The organism is Marinomonas ostreistagni (assembly GCF_016461785.1).
GTDB classification, from domain to species: Bacteria; Pseudomonadota; Gammaproteobacteria; order Pseudomonadales; family Marinomonadaceae; genus Marinomonas; species Marinomonas ostreistagni_A.
The window spans coordinates 77,410-97,699 of the sequence record NZ_JAEMUH010000014.1; the positions used below are offsets into that span (position 1 = coordinate 77,410).

Below are 20,290 nucleotides of genomic sequence, written 5' to 3' on the forward strand. Positions count from 1 at the left end.
TTATGCTAAACCACTGTTATTCATTCATTTTTCTTTTCCATGCTAGAATGCAAAGACTTACTTGAAGCGAAGAATGATTCAAATGTCTGCTCCACTTCCGTTAATTGACAACTTAGAACACTTGCCTAATCCATTTACACAGTTTCATGGTATTTTGGGACCTTTGCAAAACGACATCCCGCAACTTAGCAAAGTGGATTACCAGCGAGACTTACAATTAGCGCTTTGTTTTATTTACAGTTACAACGGTTCTCAAGCAACTTTTAATTCTTATCGTCGTGAAGTAGAAAGACTCTTGCTTTGGGCTTGGTTTGTCGTTGAATCACCGGCTCTGGCACTGCGCCGTGATCAAATCGAAGAATTTATCCATTTCTGTAATGCGCCACCAGAAGATTGGATCGGCACTAAAAACGTGGCTCGCTTTAAAAACAAAATGGGGGAACGCGTCCCTAACGATGAATGGCGTCCATTTGTTGCACACGTATCAAAGTTAGACTTTCGTAATGGCCAGGTGCCATTGTCACAGCAATACTCCCTATCGCAAGCTGCGATTCGTGCTACCTTCTCTATTTTATCGTCTTACTATGGCTTTTTAATGCAGGAAGAAGCGGTGCAACAAAACCCCGTCGCTTTGATTCGTCAAAAGAGTAAGTTTGTAAAAAAAGAAGTTACTCGCCGCCAAGTACGACGCATTTCAAATTTACAATGGGATTATGTAATCGAAACGGCTGAATTAATGGCCGAAGAAGACCCGGCAACCCATGAACGCACTTTGTTCATCATGAATGCACTACTGGGCATGTATTTGCGTATTTCAGAATTGGTTGCCGATGAACGATCAGCGCCGATTATGGGCGATTTTATCAAAGACGCCGATGGTAACTGGTGGTTTAAGGTTTTATCAAAAGGGAATAAAGAGCGCTTAGTCAGCGTATCGGATGAAATGCTCAATGCACTGATTCGCTATCGCCGTTTTCGTCAGCTCCCCGATTTACCAACGGTAGCTGAACAAACCGCACTTATTCCGAAAAATCGAGGACAAGGCGCCATGACCAGTTCACGCCAAGTGCGTAATATCGTGCAGCATTGTTTCGATCAAGCTTTCTATCGAATGTGTGATGACGGCCTAAAATCGGATGCTGAAGACCTTCGTGTCGCTACAGTGCACTGGCTGCGTCACACCGGCATTTCAGAAGATGTGAAAGTGCGTCCAAAAGAGCACGTTCGAGAAGACGCAGGTCATGCCAGCATGGCAACGACGGACCGCTATATTGATACCGAATACCGTGAACGCCACGCCAGCGGAAGAAAGAAATCGCTAAGACCGAGTTAATAAATTATTAACGTTTATTGAGTCGATTTCTTAGGTGCCACACCAACCAAATAAAGCACCATAACAAAATAGCAGACAGTCCAACGTATGCGAAAATACGTTGGTTGATGCCTTCAAGCTCCGGAGCTTTCATAGCCAAAAGAAATGCGGTAATCATGGATAAAGGCCGCAACAGCCAAACAGACGGAATGCGTCCGCCTATCATTAAAATGCGTAACCAGTTAGGCACGATAACTCCAAATTATTCAATGTAGTGGTTGATGTTATTTATTCCAACGCTCTAGGCTGGTTTCGTCACTCTTCTTCGCCTCAACCCACTCTTCTCTTTCTGGGGTGATTTCTTTTTTCCAAAAGGCAGCGCGGCTTTTTAAGTAGTCCATAATGAAGTCACAAGCAGCAAAGGCTTCAGCGCGGTGTGCAGATGAAACGCCAACGAAAACAATTTGATCATCGACAGACAATTTACCGACTCGGTGAACGACTTTGACATCTAGCAATGTCCAGCGCTGTTTGGCTTCGGAGACAATCTTTTCAAGATTATGTTCGGTCATGCCCGGGTAGTGCTCAAGCACAAAACTGGATTGCGCTGGATCATCACTAAAATCCCGTACACGGCCAACAAACATGACTACAGCACCGGTTTTATGGGCAATGCACAATGACTCGTAGAGCTCTTGGACGTTGAAGTCCTGTTCTTGAACGGCGATCATATTAGCCCCCTGTTACCGGTGGGAAGAATGCCACTTCACGCACTTTTTCAGGCTCAATCACATCATCATCGCGGGCAAAGTCAAAATCAATTGCGGCTTTAACCTTTTCTTCAAGTAATAAGGGCTGTTGAAGTTGCTCTGCTAGTTTTTCTTTCAGCTGACGAACCGTTAATTCACTCTCAATTTGAAGCTCTAGCTCGTCACATTTCATGGTTTCACGAAGAGATGCAAAGAAGACAATTTTCAGATTAGCCACGATTTGCACTCCAAGAGCCGCTTTTACCACCGTGTTTTTCTAGCAACGCGGTTTCACAAATCACGATGCCTTTATCGACCGCTTTGCACATATCGTAAAGCGTCAAGGCCGCAACGCTTGCGCCGGTTAGGGCTTCCATTTCAACGCCTGTCTTACCACTCAATGAGCAGGTACATAGGATTTCAATATGGCAGTCATCTAGCACATTAATATCCAAGGTGATTTTGGTCAGCATCAATGGATGGCACAAAGGAATGAGGTCGGGAGTTTTCTTCGCCGCTTGAATACCGGCAATACGGACTGTTGCAAGCACATCGCCTTTCGGTAGGCCGCCTTCTATCACTCTCTTTAAAGTATCTGGCAGCATTTTCACAACTGATCGTGCTGTGGCCATGCGTTTGGTTACGTCTTTATCACTCACGTCAACCATATGCGCGTTGCCGTTGGAATCAAGGTGGGTCAATGTGTCACTCATGCCATCTCACTTATACCAATTGTACTGTCAAAAAACGCCTAGTTTGGCAAAACCTCTGTACAAATCAAGGGTTAAGCGCCCGATAACTTTTTACTCAGACGTTATTGAGGCATAATGCTGTGAAATTGACGTAAGTTGACCCTATGAGCCTAATCGACGATTTTAATCTTCTTGAATTGCCAACCAATGCAACGGAGCAGGAAGCCAAAGCCGCCTACCGTCGTTTAGCACGTCGTTTTCATCCTGATAAAAACCCCGGAACGGATACTACCGAACACTTCCAACGTATTCATGACGCCTACCAAAATGTCTTATCGGCGATTAAACGCAGTCAAGGACAAGAGTGGAAGCCTTATGATTTTACTGAAAAAGCCACCTCTAAGAATACTTCAGGCTTTGAGCGTTATGAATTTGACAACGACGCCAAACAGCGCGAGTACGTTAAAGAACAACAGCGCGCCTACGAACAAATGAAACGTAGCAACGCTCAACAAGACCGCGTCCGAGAAGAAGCCTTACGCAACGCTCGAAGCACCTTGCATCAGCGTAGAATGAATGCACTGTATGAAGAGATGCGTAAAAGTGATGCCTCTCAATCTTTTCATAGCAATGAATATGAGACACAACATCAATCGCATCAAGACAGTGAAAAAGAGCCTTTTAATTCTGTCGATCAAGAAAGCTTCTTTGAGTCAAAAAATCAACATACAAATAACGCTAACATAGTCCCGTTTACTCGCTATGCAGCCAAAGCTGCTTTTGTAACCTGCACTTACTTAGCAACTTTTGCGATGGGGATATACAGCACGAACTATTGGAATGACATAATCAGTTCGTCCTCAGATGACGTGCAGGAGTACGTTGGCGGTCTGTATCCACAGTATCGTTTGGGCGAGCATTATACTCTTGATAGCACGAGGCTGTTTACGGAACCGAGTGTTGCTTCAGACATTAAGCAAACCATCCCTGTCATGCAATCTGTCGATGTCATTCAGGCACAAGGCGATTGGTTCACCCTGAGCTTCAAGGGGATCACTGGTTGGTCAAAAGCAGAAAACTTTGGTTTCGGTACAGCCGAACGAGCCCTGCAAACAGGTTGTGTCGGCCATCCCGGTGTCGCCCCTATTCATGGTGAAATCATTGGTCATGCCGAAGGTACAAGTCGCCTTAGAATCATTAATCAGCTATCCGAATCGAGCATGCTGACCTTTCAATCTTTAGAAGGCTTACCTCCCTTTTCAATTTATCTTCACGCTAACCAACCTTTTGCCGCCAACTTTATCCCAAAAGGAAGCTATCGGTTGGTGTTAGAGACAGGTTCACTGTATCATCACGCCTGTCAGCGTTTCCTATTTAATGAGCAACAGCGCACTGTGCTAGAACAAGTCAGTTTTGCCAGCACGGAACAAACGCTTAGCTTGAGAAACCTAGATACTCCGTAATCTGATAACGTAAACGAGTTACCATTTCATGCTTAGCAATATTCGCATTGTACTGATCAATACCTTCCATCCTGGCAATATCGGCGCTATCGCACGCGCTATGAAAAACATGGGGTTAAGCAACTTATATTTGGTTGATCCAAATGACTACCCATCAGAAGAAGCGACAAGCCGTGCGGCCGGTGCTGTAGATCTGTTAGAAAATGCGACCATTGTGAACACTCTTGAAGAGGCGATTTCAGACTGTAGTTTAGTAATTGGTACCAGCGCCCGCCATCGTACCTTTCAGCTGCCGATCATGAACGCCCGCGAATGTGCTGAGACGGTTATCCCAGAAGCTAAAGAGCACAATATTGCGATTTTATTTGGCCGTGAAACAATGGGACTTTTAAATGAAGAAATCGCCCAGTGTCATCGCCAAGTCTACATTGATGCAAACGATGAATACCCTGTCCTGAACATTTCTCAAGCGGTACAGATCGTGGCTTATGAAATTTGGATGGCTCACCAAAATGAACAGATTCATGAGAAGGTTGTGCCTGAGTACCCGCGTAAAAAAGAAATGGACTTGTTCTACGAACACCTTGAAGAAACGCTGTATGGCATCAACTTCGTCGTTCGCAACCACCCAGGTAAGGTACTCGACAAACTTAAGCGCTTCTTCAACCGCTCACGTCCCGAGAAGCAAGAATTAGGTATTTTACGTGGTGTTCTAGCCGCGGTCGATCGTGAAGCTGGCCTGAATGAAGGCATGAGTCACGAGGCGAAGAAAACCAAAGAGCAGGAATAAAACTAACTTGCCATTCTACCTTATTCCAATCAGGGAATCTGTGTTTGAATCGAAGATGTAGGACCTCGGTTTCCGAGGGATAGCAGCTTATCCTGCGCACAGCGCAGTCCTACAATCAAAGGCCAGATTAAGTTATCAGTAGATAACATACGGTATATACGTCTTATTTCATTTCTTCAATGACTGCCAATTTTGCTTGTATAAATTCCGAGTGCTGCATAAATAAGAGTTCGCTAATTTTTCGAATTCGATGATCTTCGTGAGCATCAAGCTTGCCATCTGCATAGGCTACTCGCCATAAGCATTTCAATAATTCAAACTTCTGTTCTAAATTCGCCTGTTCGTTGATCACTTTTGTGAACTGGTAGGCGTCGTTAGCATCATGAATGGTACTTTTTACTTCATCAAATAAACGATCAACATCCTCACCTAAATCGCTTACAGATTTGATTGCATGTTTTGCTGATTGCTCTTCATCAGGATGTATTTCATCATCGGCTATCACTACCTCAAGTAACAGTGCAGCAACTGCTTTTTGATAGCTAATTGGATCAACGATGGTTTCAGTTGAGCTAAATAATTTTTTTAACGCATTAATCATGGAGAAACCTTAAGCCTTGTTTTTAACGCCTCAATAAGCATATTAGGGAATTGGCGATAGTCCAAATATGGGCTCCAAATACATGAACCCGAAATATAAACAGCATGCTTACCACATACAATTTGGTCTGCATCATGCGGAATGGGCAGTTCCTCGAGAAAAGTCTTACCTACGATAACAGAATACTCGCCTTTCAAAGGTAGCTCATCGGCACTGAAGCAAAGCCTCGCCCTTTCCCATATATATTGATCCCTAACTATACGCCAATCCTCACCCGGCGCAGTAAGCAACTTTGCAATGATTGTGAGTATTTTGCGCCAATGGTTGCCATTCATGTCAATCAACAACTTGGGGGAGCAGTTCGAGTAATGATCCATGTGCTCTGGTAGGATGGGGGTATTTGGTAATAAGAAAATCATTCTTCACATTTTATATTTGTTAACTAAGTAAATTCTAACTTCCTGCACTGTAATTTTCTGCATGAAAGCTAGTAAAAATCTTTATATTAGATTATTCTTATTTAAATAATTTTACGCACGAGGTTTATACTATGGACGCATTTTTAATGCCCCTGATAGGTGGCTTACTTATCGGTCTCACTACGGCTGCTTACCTACTCCTTACAGGCAAAGTAGTCGGTATAAGTGGCATTCTGGCGCAAGCTTTGTTTAGTAAAGATCGATTCCTACCTTTTTTGTTTGTGATAGGCCTGATCATTGGTGGTAGCGCTTATGGCATTTTGGTAGAGCCATCTCAGCCCTTCCCTGAAATGAGAAGTCCATTAATATTGATTATATCAGGCCTCTTGGTGGGCTATGGAACACGTTTAGGAAGTGGCTGTACCAGTGGTCATGGTGTTTGTGGTATTTCTCGTCTATCACCACGCTCTTTGATTGCCACAGCGGTGTTCATGAGTACCGCCATCATCACTGTTTTGTTGACTAAGTAGGAGCTGTCCGTATGTACGCAATCATCACATTTTTTACCGGCCTTCTATTTGGACTTGGTCTTGCTATATCTGAAATGACTAACCCTTCTGTCGTTATTGGTTTTTTAGATATATTTGGGAATTGGAACCCGTCTTTAATTTTTGTAATGGGCGGCGCTGTTGTGATTGGGATGATTGGTTACATCATTCGCAATCGACGAACGCAGCCGTGGTTAGCCGATAAATGGTATGTCCCAACCCGCCGCGATATCGATAAGAATTTGATCCTCGGCGCTGCGCTATTTGGCATCGGCTGGGGGCTAAGCGGTTACTGCCCAGGCCCAGGTTTAACAGCTCTTACCAATAATCCAATGGAAGGTGTTTACTTTGTCGGCGCCTTGATCGCAGGGTCTGCACTTTTTCACTTTCAAAACCATCGCAATAATGGTTAGAACTCTATAGACTAAAAGGCTCTTCGGGGCCTTTTTTTATACCCAAAAAAAGATAAAAATTTACTTGACGTGAAGTACATTGCGTCTTAAATTTCGCCTCGCGTCGTTGCTGAACATATTCCGCACCGCTTCAACTGCTGCGCTAGTCGCTTAAGGCCTAATACGCCGGATAAGTAACAGCCATAAGTAGGATGGGGGGAGGTAAAGGCGTATTTTTCGGATTATGTTTTCTCAAAATAAGGAGCAATGCGCCATGTCAATGATGCCTATTGATGTACATTCTTTTTACACACCTGATCAATTCAAACGCTTAAAGTCTTTGGCTGACACAAAGGAAACCCCTTTTGTTGTGATCGATACTAAAATGATCGACGAAGCGTACACTGAGTTGGCAAAAGGCTTTCCAACAGCTGATATTTTCTACGCCATCAAGGCCAACCCAGCGCCAGAAATTTTAACGCTTTTACGTGATCGCGGATCAAACTTTGATGTTGCATCCCGCTACGAGCTAGACAAGTTACTTGCCATTGGTGGCGTGAAACCTGAGCAAGTTAGCTACGGCAACACGATCAAAAAAGCTCAGGACGTTCGCTACTTCTACGAGAAAGGTGTACGTATGTTTGCAACCGATTCAGAAGCTGACCTTCGTAATATTGCTAAAGCGGCACCTGGTTCACGAGTTTACGTTCGCATTCTGACAGAAGGTACTGTATCTGCTGATTGGCCACTGTCTCGCAAATTTGGTTGTCGCCCTGACATGGCCATGGATCTGTTGATTTTGGCTAAAGAACTAGGTTTAGAACCATACGGTGTATCATTCCACGTAGGTTCTCAGCAACGTGATATTGGCGCATGGGATGCAGCGATTGCTAGCGTTAAAGTGATTTTTGAGCGTCTAAAGAGTGAGGACAACATCACTTTAAAAATGATCAATATGGGTGGTGGCTTCCCTGCGAACTACATCAGCCGTACTAATGATCTGGCTACCTATGCTGAAGAAATCACTCGATTCTTGGAAGAAGACTTTGGTGATGATATGCCGCGAATTATCCTAGAGCCAGGTCGCTCTTTGATTTCAAATGCGGGCATCTTGGTAAGTGAAGTGGTATTGATTTCTCGTAAGTCACACACTGCACTTAACCGTTGGATTTTCACTGATGTTGGTAAATTTTCAGGTTTGATTGAAACGTTGGATGAGTCGATCAAATACCCTATTCATGTTGAGAAAACAGGGGAACTTGAAGAAGTGATCATTGCAGGCCCAACATGTGATAGTGCCGATATTATGTACGAGCACTACAAATACGGTCTACCTTTGAACCTTGCTATCGGTGATCGCTTGTACTGGTTGTCTACAGGTGCTTACACCACTACTTACAGTGCAGTAGAGTTTAACGGCTTCCCTCCGCTAAAATCCTACTACATCTAATACACTTACCTTGAATTAGGTAACAGACCGGCCCCCTGTGATGTTCCAACATTACAGGGGGCCGCTTTGTTTATGAGGCGTGCGAGCGGAGCCCCCTCGTTTACTCAATCTGGCCTTTGATTGTAGGACTGCGCTGTGCGCGGGACAAGATATTTTCCCTCGGAAACCGAGGTCCTAAAACTACGATTTAAATGCCGCCATCCCCGATTGAATCGGGTCGTACGAGCTGGCTCCTGTTTGCGATAGAGACATCTCCGTATGGCGATTGTTGATCAATACCTATAAGATACCTTAACGATCATTTCATCTAAGGATTATTTGTGTCTCTTAAAGTCTCTCAATTAGCCGTTTACCCTTTAAAATCTTGTAAAGTTGTTCCATTGAACTCATCTAGGGTCACATTATCTGGATTAGAGTTTGATCGACGCTATATGTTAATTGATGAAAAAGGGCTATTTTTAACGGCGCGAGACTACCCTGCTCTAACACTTATCGAAGCAAGCATTACTGGTACTACGCTTTCCTTAAGCCACCCACAACAGTCTGTCGGTATCTCGATCAATCCAGATCAATTTGATGATCACTACATCGACGTTGAAATCTGGGAAACTCCCGTGCGAGGGCAATTAACCAGCAGCGAATTTGATACTTGGTTTAGCGAATTACTAAAACAGCCCGTTAAACTTGTCTATTTTGGTGATCAGTCCGAGCGCTTTACAAGTCGCAGACCGGATCTCCCTGTTGCATTTGCTGACGGCTACCCTTTTCTTTTGACTACCGAGGCTTCACTTGAAGACCTAAACAACAGCGGCCCTCAAGTAAATGAGATGGAACGTTTTCGACCAAATATCGTCATCACTGGCAATGAACCCTTTGCCGAAGATACTTGGAAGAGAATTCGAATTGGCGATGTGATTTTTGAAAATGTTAAACCATGCGAACGCTGTATTTTTACCACATTAGACCCGAAAACTTCTGAAAGAAGCCGTAAGGGAGAGCCCCTTAAAACACTTGCCAAGTTTCGCTTAATCGCAAAAGAAGGTGTTACGTTTGGGGTGAATTTAGTCGCTGAAAACGAGGGAAACATCAGTGTAGGTGATGAGGTAGAGATATTAGAGTTTCAGCCCGCATACCCTTACAAAGATAAGCGTTAATAAATTTTAACGACATCTAATAGTACTTTAAGTAGCAAACGATTACGGTTTGCTACGAAACTCTAAGTAAATTACATGGCTAAACCTCTACAACAGACATAAGCTTTAGTCAAAGGGAGGTGATTGTCATGAATACAGTCAACACTAAAAACTGCCCTTACGATCTCACAGCAGATACGTTAAAGACAGGATCTATATTTGGAGCCCTCAGCGCTTCGTCCATTGATTACTTAGTGAATCGTGGAAAAATGCTTCATTTAAAAGAAAATGAGCAGCTTTTTGGCGATGGTGATAAAGGTGACAGTTTTTTTATTATTATTGAAGGCGCTCTAAGCTATTACCGAGACCAAAGCGACGTATCATCTTTAATTCGACGGGTGACATTTGGTCAAGCATTGGGATATGTAACAATGATCTCTTTGTCTTCGAGAAATGGTTATGCTGTCGCAGATTCTGACGTCGTACTATTGGAAATTGATTACTCAGTATTTGGTGAGTTCCATGATCAGTTCGCGTTTGATTTTGGAATCTTAATACTAAACTTATCAAGAGATATGGCACGCAACATACAAATATTGAGCCATACTATTGCCGACGCTGGAATCAGCGTCGACCTTAGCAAACACTAAAGAGTTATTTTTCAGCAGCTACCACTGAGATCTCAACCAACAACTCTGCTCGCGCTAGGCGTGCTTCAACACAAGCACGCGCTGGTGCATGGCCTTCTGGAACCCAGGCATCCCAAACCGCGTTCATAGCCGCGAAGTCTTTCATATCACGAAGGTAGACAGTCGCGGAAAGCATATGTTCACGACTGGAACCAGCTTGCTCAAGCAATGCATCAACTTTATCTAGCATAGTTTGAGTTTGCTCAGAAATATCAGTATTCGCATCCGCAGCAACTTGGCCACATAAAAAAACCATGCCGTTATGCTTAACAATACGGCTCATACGCTGACCTACTTCTTGACGCTCAATCGCTGCCATGACTACTTCTCCAATAGTTAAAAAAGCTATAATAACAATCTAAAAGCAGTTTATCTGACTAAATTATCAAGAAAATACAGAACCATATGCTTAGTATTCTCAGTATCTTGGTAGCACAAACCCAATCCAGCGGGGAAGTTGAGTTTAAATCGTAGATGTAGGACCTCGGTTTCCGAGGGGTAACAGCTTATCTCAAGCACACCGCGGCCCTACGATCAAATGCTATATTAACCGCTCGTATGACCCGATTTCATCGGGGATGATGAGCCTGAATCGCCATGCGGAGATGGCTCGTGCGATTAGAACTCCAAGCCTTTCTGGGCTTTAATGCCTCGCTTGAATGCGTGTTTGATTTCTTTGATTTCACTGACGGTATCAGAAAGCTCAATTAGCTCATCGCTTGCACCACGGCCTGTCACGACAAGGTGCTGCATTTCTGGACGTTCCATTAGTGCTTTGAGCACTCTATCAGCTTCAAGATATTCGTAGTGAAGTAAGTATGTAAGTTCATCTAACACAACAAGATCATAGCTTTCATCTTGAAGTAGCTGCTCTGCTTTCTCCCAAGTCAGCTTAGAGCTTTCGATGTCTTTCTCACGGTTTTGGCTCTCCCAAGTAAAACCAGTTTCCATGATGTGCCAAGTGACATTTGGATGAGACTTAAAGAAATCAATCTCACCAGTGTTCCATTCGCCTTTTAGAAACTGCACAACACCGACCTTCATATCATGACCTAATGCGCGGGCAACCATGCCTAATGCGGAACTAGACTTTCCTTTACCATTACCTGTAAGCAGTACAAAGGTACCCTTTTCTTCTTGGGCCTTAGCAATTCTCTTGTCGACATGCTCTTTAATTTTCTTCATGCGCTCTGCATGCTTTTCTGGGTCATGAATTGCTTTTGCCATATTATTAAAACCTCTCAGACTGAAGCTTCAAACTCTCCAGCCATAAATTTAATATATTATTTATGATTAATTTCTTTTCATCCCAAATGCGCGATGCAAATGTGCCACTTAATACAAAAGATATGTTCACTTCTGTTTGCGTTGCGCTAATTGATGAAAATTTGATTTGCCATTGCTCTGTATGCCTAACAAGACAATGACGGAAATGCCCTTCTAATACGAGTAGATTACCTGGATTAGATTCGATGACTTCAAGTCTTGAAATGTATGGCCCGCGAAGAGATTGAAATTTTATAGTTTGAAGCGAACCAGTTAGGAAACCAAAGTCAGAATTTAACGATTGAATCGCATGATTCCAACTCTCTTGGTCGGGCAAGGTGAAAAGATCCCAAGCCATTTGGCTTGAGATCTTAAGTTGAATGTCCGCTTGAAGACTGAATGGCGAATTAAATTCGATCATCCTCTGGGTCGTATCCTAGGTTCGGGGCCAACCAACGCTCGGCATCATCTTTTGACATGCCCTTACGCTCTGCGTAGCTATCTACTTGATCAGGACCAATTTTACCGACACCGAAGTAGTTACTTTCTGCGTTGCCAAAGTACCAGCCGCTCACCGCAGCGGTAGGTAGCATCGCGTAGCTTTCAGTGATTTCCATACCCGTGTTTTTAGTAACATCCAGCAACTCCCAAAGCTTGTCTTTCTCAGTATGATCAGGACATGCAGGGTACCCTGGAGCAGGACGAATGCCTTTGTAACGCTCTTTGATTAGCTCTTCGTTCGTTAGCGATTCATCAGGCGCATAACCCCATAGTTCTTTACGAACTTTCTCGTGTAGGTATTCCGCAGTGGCTTCTGCTAGACGGTCTGCTACGGCTTTGATCATGATTGAGTTGTAGTCATCATGATCCGCCTCGAAGCGTGCAACGATCGCATCGATACCAAAGCCTGCAGCACAAGCAAAAGCACCGATGTAATCGTTACCCTGCTCTTTGGTTGCCACGAAGTCAGAAAGACACTGGTTGTATTTGCCCGGTGCATTGAGCTCGTTTTGGTTACGTAAGAAGCTTAGGGTCATGACTTCTTCAGTACGTGATTCGTCTGTGTAGATTACCACGTCATCATGGTTCACTTGGTTTGCTGGGAATAAACCCACGACCGCTTTCGCGTCTAACCAACTTTCTTCGATTACCGTTGCTAACATAGCTTTGGCATCTTCAAACAAGCGTGTCGCCTCTTCACCAACGACTTCATCCGTTAAGATGCGTGGGTAGGCGCCGGCAAGCTCCCAAGTTTGGAAGAATGGCGTCCAGTCGATGTAGTTTTGCACTTCATTGAAGTCGATATCTGTTGTATCAAAGACTGTGACACCCAATTTCTCTGGTGTTTTGATGTTTGAGAAATCCACTGGTGTTTTATTGAGACGCGCCTTATCAAGTGATACACGACGACCCGCTTTAGCACGATCTTTAAAACGAATACGTGTCTTCTCGTAATCGTCTTTGATTTCAGCAATGAACTTAGCATGACGCTCAGCATCTTTAGTCAGTAAGTTACTGGCAACACTTACACTTCGCGAAGCATTAGTAACGTGAACTACTTGGTTGTTCTTGTAGTTCTGCTCAATCTTAACCGCAGTGTGTGCTTTAGAGGTTGTCGCACCACCAATCATGACAGGAATAGTAAAGCCTTGACGCTGCATTTCTTTGGCAACGTGTACCATTTCATCTAATGATGGCGTGATTAGGCCAGACAAACCGATAATGTCTGCATTTTCCTCTTTCGCGGTACGTAAGATTTTTTCAGATGGCACCATAACACCAAGGTCGATGACTTCGAAGTTGTTACATTGCAGCACTACACCAACGATGTTCTTACCGATATCGTGTACGTCACCTTTTACAGTGGCCATAATCACTTTACCGGCACTAGAAGAGCCTTGCGTTTGATTACGAGCTTTTTCTTCCTCGATAAACGGCATTAAGTAAGCCACGGCTTTCTTCATAACACGTGCTGACTTAACGACCTGAGGCAGGAACATTTTGCCGGAACCAAATAGGTCACCGACCACACCCATACCATCCATCAAAGGACCTTCGATTACTTCTAAAGGACGGTCAAACTGTTGACGTGCTTCTTCGGTATCTTCATCGATAAACTCAGTGATACCTTTGACTAAGGCATGTGTCAGACGCTCGCCAACCGGCAAGCCACGCCACTCTTGTGTTTCTTTTTCAGCTACTTCGCCAGTACCCGCGAATTCACCGGCCATGGCTAAAAGGTTGTCTGTCGCATCTGGTGTGCGGTTAAGCACAGCATCTTCCACCGCATCACGTAGACGCTTAGGAATGTCTTCGTAAACGGCAAGTTGACCTGCGTTTACAATACCCATGGTCATGCCGTTTTTGATTGCATGGTATAGGAACACCGCGTGGATCGCTTCACGAACAGGGTTGTTACCACGGAACGAGAAGGATACGTTCGATACGCCACCAGAAATTTTCGCGTATGGCAATTCGCGCTTGATATCACCCGTCGCTTCAATGAAGTCTAAGGCGTAACGGTTGTGCTCTTCGATGCCTGTTGCGATAGCAAAGATGTTCGGGTCAAAAATGATGTCTTCTGGTGGGAAGCCCACTTTGTTTACCAACACATCGTATGAACGGCGACAGATTTCGATTTTACGCTCTCGTGTATCTGCCTGACCTACTTCGTCAAATGCCATTACGATAACCGCTGCACCGTATTTCATCAGCAGTTTAGCTTGTTCGATGAATTTTCCTTCACCTTCTTTCAAGCTGATCGAGTTAACAACACCCTTACCTTGAATGTTCTTAAGGCCCGTTTCTAGAATTTCCCATTTGGACGAGTCCAACATGATCGGCACACGAGAGATATCTGGCTCAGAGGCGATCAGTTTCAAGAAGCGCTCCATAGCGGCTTCTGAATCCAGCATCCCCTCGTCCATGTTGATATCGATGATTTGTGCACCGTTTTCTACCTGTTGACGCGCAACATCTAGCGCTGTGTCGAAATCACCCTCTTTGATCAGGCGTTTAAACATCGCAGAACCCGTTACGTTGGTACGCTCACCGACGTTAACAAATAAACTTTCATCGCTGATGTTAAATGGCTCAAGACCAGATAGACGACATTCTTTTGCAATCTCAGGGACAACACGAGGCGTCGCCTCTAGAAACGCACCGGCAAAGGCTTTGATGTGGCTTGGCTCCGTACCACAACAACCACCAATGATGTTCAAGAAACCGGCGTCCACCCAAGATTGAATCTCTTCCAGCATTTCTTCAGGCGTTTCATCGTATTCACCAAACGCATTTGGCAGACCTGCGTTAGGGTGCGCAGATACGTGGGTGTCAGCAATATTTGAAAGCTCTTCGATGTACTGACGTAGATCTTTTGGCCCCAATGCACAGTTCAAACCTACAGAAATAGGTCGAGCGTGGGAGATTGAGTTCCAAAAGGCTTCTGTAGTTTGACCAGAAAGTGTACGACCCGATGCATCGGTTATCGTACCAGAGATCATAATTGGGTAACGAACACCATGATCTTCAAAGTACTGAAGCGCAGCAAAAATAGCGGCTTTGGCATTTAGGGTATCGAAAATGGTTTCGATTAGAAGCAGGTCGGAACCGCCTTTAATCAAGCCATCAATGGAAACCGTATACGCTTCCACTAATTGGTCAAATGACACATTACGAAAACCTGGATCGTTTACATCCGGCGAGATAGTGCAAGTTCTGCTAGTAGGTCCTACCGCACCCGCAACAAAACGTGGCTTGTTGGGGTTCTTGGCAGTATATTCATCGGCCGCTTCACGCGCCAGTTTTGCAGACTCATAGTTAATCTCGTAGCTCAAAGACTCCATATGGTAGTCGAGCATCGAGATCGAGTTAGCATTAAAGGTGTTAGTCTCGATAATATCCGAGCCAGCCTCTAGGTACGCCGAATGGATGGCCTTAATAATTTTAGGTTGAGTCAATGACAGTAGGTCATTGTTGCCTTTAAGTTCACTGTGCCAGTCACTGAAACGCTCGCCTCGATAATCCTGCTCCTCAAGCTTGTAGCTTTGAATCATGGTACCCATACCACCATCCAAGATCAGAATATTATCCTTTAAACGATTCTCAATAACTTCATATGAATCAGACTGAACCACTGCCACTACCTCTATATTTGAATGCGAGCCTAATATAACAAACTCATCACGCAAGTTGTTGAATTTTAGTAATGCTAAGATGAAGGATTGTGAAGTGATGGCGCAATTGAGCAGATTTCAGCTAAATTGCGCCATGATTGAATTGCTTAACAATGGCAGTGCTGGGTATTAGCTTCGCTTACCGACTTTTCCACCAACAAAACCAATTAACAGGCCACCTAGGATAGCAGCCAACCAGAAACCGTATTTGCCCAGCCAATCATTAGATATCAGCTCAACGCTTTGGGCATCCCGATAAACCTTTCGAAGTATCATTTGGCCATCGTAGTTAACGGCTTGGGTAACCGAAACATTCATCGTAGCATTAGGTCGCTCATTCAGACCACTTAGGCGCCAACGAAAATTCAGTTTGCCTTGATTAACCGTTGCCTCAGCCTCAGACGAACTCATCATACTCAAGGCACTGTCCGTAAAAAGTTCCGCAAAATAGGTTTGACCTTGCACCGGCTGATCAACCGTCGCAGAGAGCTGAATTTCAAAAGTATCGTGGAGATTAGCGGAAGTTGGCAGCGTCCAACGAACATCGGATAACTCACTTTTCAACTGTTGTTGCAAAGACAGAACCGCCCCTTCAAAAGGTATCAAGTTATTAACTTGGTTCTCTAGGCGAGCCTTTTCTTCCTGTTGCTGCTGAGACTGATTTTCTAATTGTTGCACGCGTTCACTGGAGGCAGCATAACGCTGCTTCAATTCTGATAACTGGGCTAAAACGGCATCTTTTTCTGCAGAAGTATTCTGGAGAGTTTGTTGAAGCTGTTGTGCATTTTTCTCACTAACTTCTAACATCTCCTGAACAGTCTTGATCTCACGGTTTAGCGCCGCATTTTCAGCCACTGCTTCGCGGTACTTCATCTCAACACTAGACAGCTGATTACCTAAATCATCTTCCTGACGAACAAGCGCTTGCTCTAATTTCTGAACATCATTTTGATAGTTTGAAATTAAGCTATTTTGCGCATTGAGTTCAGCTTTTAGGCGGGAGATTTGGGATTCTAATTGCGCCGTGTCTACAGTATTACTTCCATCAGAATTTTCTGAGGCACTAATAATGGATCCATTGCGATTTAAGTTGGCATTCTCTGCTTGCAGAGTATCAATCACATTACTTTGAACACGTATCTTATCCCAAAGAACTTGATGCTGAGCTCTTGCTTCTGATAAAGCACCACCCAACGTTAAATTTTCCTGTTTAATGGCATTAAATTCACTTAATAGCCTACCATTCTCTGACACTAGTGACTCTAATTCACTTTTAAGGTGGGCATGCTTAATAGATAGGTCTCGATAGTCTTTTGAGAGTGAATAGTGGGCGCTATCCAAAGTACGGAAGTTTTTATTCAGTTCTATAAAATCACTCTGATGCTGCACTAGTTGTAGTTCAGTTTTTTGAGCTTGGCTTTCAAGATCAGCCACACGTTGGGTTAAGCGATCATTCTCCAGTCGTAGCTGATTGTACTTTCTCTCAAGCACTTCTCTTTCATTTTGTAACCTTTCGATTTCGATGAGTTGAGAAGCATCTTCATCAGTAGACATTAAATTTGCAAGTAAACGATCTTTCTCATCGAGCTGGGCAGTTAATATCACTAATTTCTCTGAGTTTTGCGCTAACTGCTTACGAAGGTCACGGATCACACGCTCTTGCTCCAGAAGCTTAGCATCATCCAATTTTGAAGAATTACTATTAGAGGCAAAAGCCTGATCAGATGTGTCACTGGCTGACATACTAGAATGTATCAACGTAGACGAATCTTTCTCACTCGTTTGAGTCGTACTGCAAGCACTTAACGCCACTCCCAGCGCAACCGGTACAACATAGCGATATGGCTTTCTCATTATAGTTCTCCCATCTCCGTTGAACAGATCTTCAAAATCAACCAGTTAATTGTAGATTGTATTGTTGACGTTTACCTTACAAAAAAAAGCGCTGGTCTGACCAGCGCTTTTCTCTAATTTAAGCCAGTGATTTTGAAACCACTTCGTAAACATCTTTTGAAAGATCTTCTCTCGCAATACGCTCAAGCTCCCCTTTCATTTTTTCCGCTAGCGCCGGCACCATTCTCTGCCAACGCGTTAGCGGTGTACAAAGACGAGATGCAATCTGAGGATTACGCTTATTTAACAAAATAATCTGATCCGCCAAAAATGCATAACCGCTGCCATCTAGATTATGGAATGCGTCAACGTTTTGACCTAAGCCACCAATAACTGAGCGCAGTTTATTAGGGTTCTTGATGTCAAAGCTTGGATGTTCCATCAAAGCCTTAACTTGCTCTAAACCATTTTCCTGCTCACGCGCGGCAGACAGCATTAGCCATTTATTCACCACAAGCGCTTCATGCTTCCATTGTTCAAAGAATGCATTCAGCAGTTCATCAGCTTCTGCCAAGTTGAAATGCACAACACAAGACAATGCGGCAAACTGATCCGTCATATTGTCTGCATTACGGTATTGACGAACCACAGCTGCTTTCGCTTCGTCACTACCAGAGGCTACCCAGTAGCTTAGTGCGGCATTCTTAAGAGAACGTTTGGCGATTTGTTCTGCATTGGCTTGGTAAGCCTCACTTACAGCATTGCTTTCGTAGACATGTTTAAACTCAACTTCAAGAGCTTTCGCAGCAATCCCACGAAGATGTTCTCGCGCTGCTTTGATAGCTTGTGGATCAATCTTATCAGCCAGTTCTGACATATAAGCCTGACTTGGCAAACCAAGGATCAATGCCACCATGGCAGGATCAAGGCTTTCATCGGCAAGCAATGCTTTAAAGCCTTCAACTAACGGTGTTTCCTCGCTGAATTGTGCGCCATTTTGGTATTGCTCAATCAGTTTATTCAGTTCATTAACAGCCAGCTGTTGTGATGCACTCCAACGGTTAAATCCATCAGGGTCTCCAGACATCAATTGTAGCAATTGCTCTGTTGAGTAATCGTAGTCAAGTTTCACAGGAGCAGAGAAACCACGAAGCAATGACGGAACCGGCTTAGACATAACGTTTTCAAACACAAACGTTTGTTCAACATCATTCACATGTAGCACAACTTCGTCTTGAGTTTGTCCATCAAAAGTAAAGCTTAACGCTTCATTTGACTGACCAACCAAACCAACCTTCACTGGAATATGTAATGCTAACTTAGTCGGCTGATTAGGTGTTGGCGGTGTCATCTGCTGAATCGTCAAGCTGTAAGTTTGAGCTTGCTCATCATAGCTATCCGTTACTGTCAGACGCGGCGTTCCTGCTTGTGAATACCAACGTTTGAATTGGCTCAAATCGACGCCATTAGCATCTTCCATAGCCTTAACAAAATCGTCACAGGTCACCGCTTGGCCATCATGGCGCTCAAAATAGAGATCAGAACCCTTACGGAAGCCTTCTTCGCCCAGTAGCGTATGAATCATACGCACCACTTCAGCGCCCTTCTCGTAAATTGTTAAGGTGTAGAAGTTTGAAATCTCGATAAATGAAGCAGGTCGAATCGGGTGAGACATTGGGCCTGCATCCTCAGCGAACTGAGCTGTTTTAAGGAAAGACACATCCTCAACACGTTTCACGACATCTGAATGCGTATCAGCCGAGAAGGACTGATCACGGAATACGGTAAAACCTTCTTTTAAGCTTAACTGGAACCAATCACGACAGGTCACTCGGTTGCCCGACCAGTTATGGAAATACTCATGCGCCACAACGGCTTCAACACGTAAATACGCATCATCGGTTGTGGTTTCTGGGCTGGCCAGCAAACAAGAAGAGTTAAAAATGTTGAGCCCTTTATTTTCCATCGCGCCCATATTGAAGTCATCCACCGCTACGATCATAAAGATATCTAGATCGTATTCACGGCCATACACTTCTTCGTCCCACTTCATAGAACGCTTCAGAGAGTCCATAGCAAAATCGACTTTGTCGATGTTGTGCTTCTCAGTGAAAATTTGCAGTTTTACATCACGACCGCTCATGGTCGTGAAATTATCGTTTAATACTTCAAGATCACCGGCTACCAAAGCAAACAGGTATGCAGGCTTTTTAAACGGGTCGTGCCATGTTACGAAGGTTTTACCCTCTTCTGTTTTACCACGCTCGATTTCATTACCATTTGAAAGCATCACTGGGTAACGTGATTCATCGCCAATAATCGTTGTAGTAAATATCGACATTACATCAGGACGATCTAAGTAGTACGTAATATGACGGAAGCCTTCTGCTTCACATTGGGTACAGAACATAGAAGATGAACGATATAAACCTTCAAGCTTAGTATTGTTCTGTGGCTCGATCATCGTTTCGCATGTCAGCACAAACTCATTGGGTGTTGCGGTGATAATAAGCTTGTCATCTTTGTTCGTATATTCCTGCTCTGGCAAGGCATACTCATCAATTGCTACGCCAATCAATTTCACATCTTCCCCACCGTCCAATACCAGTGCAGAGGTTTGTACCTTACTTTCTGGGTTGCGACGTAAATGCAGGCGTGACGTCACAATAGTTTGCGTCTCGTCTAGATCGAAAGTCAGTTCTGTTTTATCAATTAAAAAGTTTGGAACGGTGTAATCTTTTAAATAAATTGCTGACGGCTTTTGCTCTGCCATGATCG

The 20,290-nt window shown here is 44.0% G+C and carries 20 protein-coding genes; 8 read left to right on the top strand and 12 right to left on the bottom strand.

Annotation, left to right across the window (positions count from 1 at the left end):
• The first annotated feature begins 82 nt into the window (after window positions 1–82).
• Window positions 83–1,333, top strand: coding sequence for a tyrosine-type recombinase/integrase (locus JHD44_RS14650; RefSeq protein WP_199463513.1), 1,251 nt, complete (start codon window positions 83–85; stop codon window positions 1,331–1,333).
• 7 nt (window positions 1,334–1,340) lie between these two features.
• Here the strand turns inward: JHD44_RS14650 and JHD44_RS14655 are convergent, their stop codons facing one another.
• From JHD44_RS14655 to moaC, 4 genes are read right to left on the bottom strand one after another with little or no spacing between them, the layout of a single operon-like run.
• Entirely contained in the window at window positions 1,341–1,562 is a 222-nt protein-coding gene (locus JHD44_RS14655; protein WP_199463514.1) for a hypothetical protein, read from the bottom strand.
• A gap of 34 nt (window positions 1,563–1,596) precedes the next feature.
• A complete protein-coding gene (gene moaE, locus JHD44_RS14660; protein ID WP_199463515.1) occupies window positions 1,597–2,043 on the bottom strand; it encodes a molybdopterin synthase catalytic subunit MoaE in 447 nt (148 codons plus the stop codon).
• 1 nt (window position 2,044) lies between these two features.
• On the bottom strand, window positions 2,045–2,299 hold the full coding sequence (locus JHD44_RS14665; protein WP_199463516.1) for a MoaD/ThiS family protein: 255 nt from the start codon (window positions 2,297–2,299) through the stop codon (window positions 2,045–2,047).
• Complete coding sequence (gene moaC, locus JHD44_RS14670; RefSeq protein ID WP_199463517.1) at window positions 2,292–2,774, bottom strand: cyclic pyranopterin monophosphate synthase MoaC; 483 nt, start codon at window positions 2,772–2,774, stop codon at window positions 2,292–2,294. The genes JHD44_RS14665 and moaC overlap by 8 nt, the downstream gene beginning before the upstream one ends.
• Window positions 2,775–2,917: 143 nt before the next feature.
• Here moaC and JHD44_RS14675 point away from each other — a divergent pair, with 143 nt between their 5' ends.
• A complete protein-coding gene (locus JHD44_RS14675; RefSeq protein WP_199463518.1) occupies window positions 2,918–4,216 on the top strand; it encodes a J domain-containing protein in 1,299 nt (432 codons plus the stop codon).
• A 28-nt stretch (window positions 4,217–4,244) separates the two neighbouring features.
• Window positions 4,245–5,006, top strand: coding sequence for a tRNA (cytosine(32)/uridine(32)-2'-O)-methyltransferase TrmJ (gene trmJ / locus JHD44_RS14680; protein WP_199463519.1), 762 nt, complete (start codon window positions 4,245–4,247; stop codon window positions 5,004–5,006).
• A 163-nt stretch (window positions 5,007–5,169) separates the two neighbouring features.
• Here the strand turns inward: trmJ and JHD44_RS14685 are convergent, their stop codons facing one another.
• Both JHD44_RS14685 and JHD44_RS19245 read right to left on the bottom strand, forming a co-directional pair.
• Entirely contained in the window at window positions 5,170–5,607 is a 438-nt protein-coding gene (locus tag JHD44_RS14685; protein ID WP_199463520.1) for a TerB family tellurite resistance protein, read from the bottom strand.
• Window positions 5,604–6,026 (bottom strand): DUF6942 family protein, encoded by a 423-nt coding sequence (locus tag JHD44_RS19245; protein ID WP_418903736.1) that lies wholly within the window; start codon window positions 6,024–6,026, stop codon window positions 5,604–5,606. The genes JHD44_RS14685 and JHD44_RS19245 overlap by 4 nt, the downstream gene beginning before the upstream one ends.
• Window positions 6,027–6,157: 131 nt before the next feature.
• Here JHD44_RS19245 and JHD44_RS14690 point away from each other — a divergent pair, with 131 nt between their 5' ends.
• The 5 genes from JHD44_RS14690 (at window position 6,158) to JHD44_RS14710 (ending at window position 10,199) form a co-directional block, all read left to right on the top strand.
• The gene (locus JHD44_RS14690) at window positions 6,158–6,556 is read left to right on the top strand and encodes a YeeE/YedE family protein (RefSeq protein ID WP_199463521.1); all 399 of its coding nucleotides are present in this window, start codon (window positions 6,158–6,160) and stop codon (window positions 6,554–6,556) included.
• 11 nt (window positions 6,557–6,567) lie between these two features.
• A complete protein-coding gene (locus tag JHD44_RS14695) occupies window positions 6,568–6,987 on the top strand; it encodes a DUF6691 family protein (protein WP_199463522.1) in 420 nt (139 codons plus the stop codon).
• Window positions 6,988–7,249: 262 nt separating this feature from the next.
• Complete coding sequence (locus JHD44_RS14700) at window positions 7,250–8,416, top strand: type III PLP-dependent enzyme (RefSeq protein WP_199463568.1); 1,167 nt, start codon at window positions 7,250–7,252, stop codon at window positions 8,414–8,416.
• Window positions 8,417–8,736: 320 nt separating this feature from the next.
• Window positions 8,737–9,570 carry an MOSC domain-containing protein gene (locus tag JHD44_RS14705; RefSeq protein ID WP_199463523.1) on the top strand — a complete coding sequence of 278 codons (834 nt, stop codon included), beginning with the start codon at window positions 8,737–8,739 and terminating at the stop codon, window positions 9,568–9,570.
• A gap of 128 nt (window positions 9,571–9,698) precedes the next feature.
• Window positions 9,699–10,199: a Crp/Fnr family transcriptional regulator gene (locus tag JHD44_RS14710; protein WP_199463524.1), complete on the top strand. Its 501-nt coding sequence runs from the start codon at window positions 9,699–9,701 to the stop codon at window positions 10,197–10,199.
• 4 nt (window positions 10,200–10,203) lie between these two features.
• Here JHD44_RS14710 and JHD44_RS14715 read toward each other — a convergent pair whose 3' ends face one another.
• The 6 genes from JHD44_RS14715 to pepN all read right to left on the bottom strand — a co-directional run bounded on the left by JHD44_RS14715 (window position 10,204) and on the right by pepN (window position 20,285).
• On the bottom strand, window positions 10,204–10,557 hold the full coding sequence (locus JHD44_RS14715) for a RidA family protein (RefSeq protein ID WP_133559736.1): 354 nt from the start codon (window positions 10,555–10,557) through the stop codon (window positions 10,204–10,206).
• Between the two features lie 299 nt (window positions 10,558–10,856).
• On the bottom strand, window positions 10,857–11,465 hold the full coding sequence (gene cobO, locus JHD44_RS14720) for a cob(I)yrinic acid a,c-diamide adenosyltransferase (protein ID WP_199463525.1): 609 nt from the start codon (window positions 11,463–11,465) through the stop codon (window positions 10,857–10,859).
• A 4-nt stretch (window positions 11,466–11,469) separates the two neighbouring features.
• Window positions 11,470–11,925 (bottom strand): hypothetical protein, encoded by a 456-nt coding sequence (locus tag JHD44_RS14725; protein WP_199463526.1) that lies wholly within the window; start codon window positions 11,923–11,925, stop codon window positions 11,470–11,472.
• On the bottom strand, window positions 11,912–15,640 hold the full coding sequence (metH, locus tag JHD44_RS14730; protein ID WP_199463527.1) for a methionine synthase: 3,729 nt from the start codon (window positions 15,638–15,640) through the stop codon (window positions 11,912–11,914). Before metH ends, JHD44_RS14725 begins: the two co-directional genes overlap by 14 nt.
• A gap of 168 nt (window positions 15,641–15,808) precedes the next feature.
• A complete protein-coding gene (locus JHD44_RS14735) occupies window positions 15,809–17,533 on the bottom strand; it encodes a hypothetical protein (protein ID WP_199463528.1) in 1,725 nt (574 codons plus the stop codon).
• 118 nt (window positions 17,534–17,651) lie between these two features.
• The gene (gene pepN, locus JHD44_RS14740) at window positions 17,652–20,285 is read right to left on the bottom strand and encodes an aminopeptidase N (RefSeq protein ID WP_199463529.1); all 2,634 of its coding nucleotides are present in this window, start codon (window positions 20,283–20,285) and stop codon (window positions 17,652–17,654) included.
• Between the last annotated feature and the right edge of the window lie 5 nt (window positions 20,286–20,290).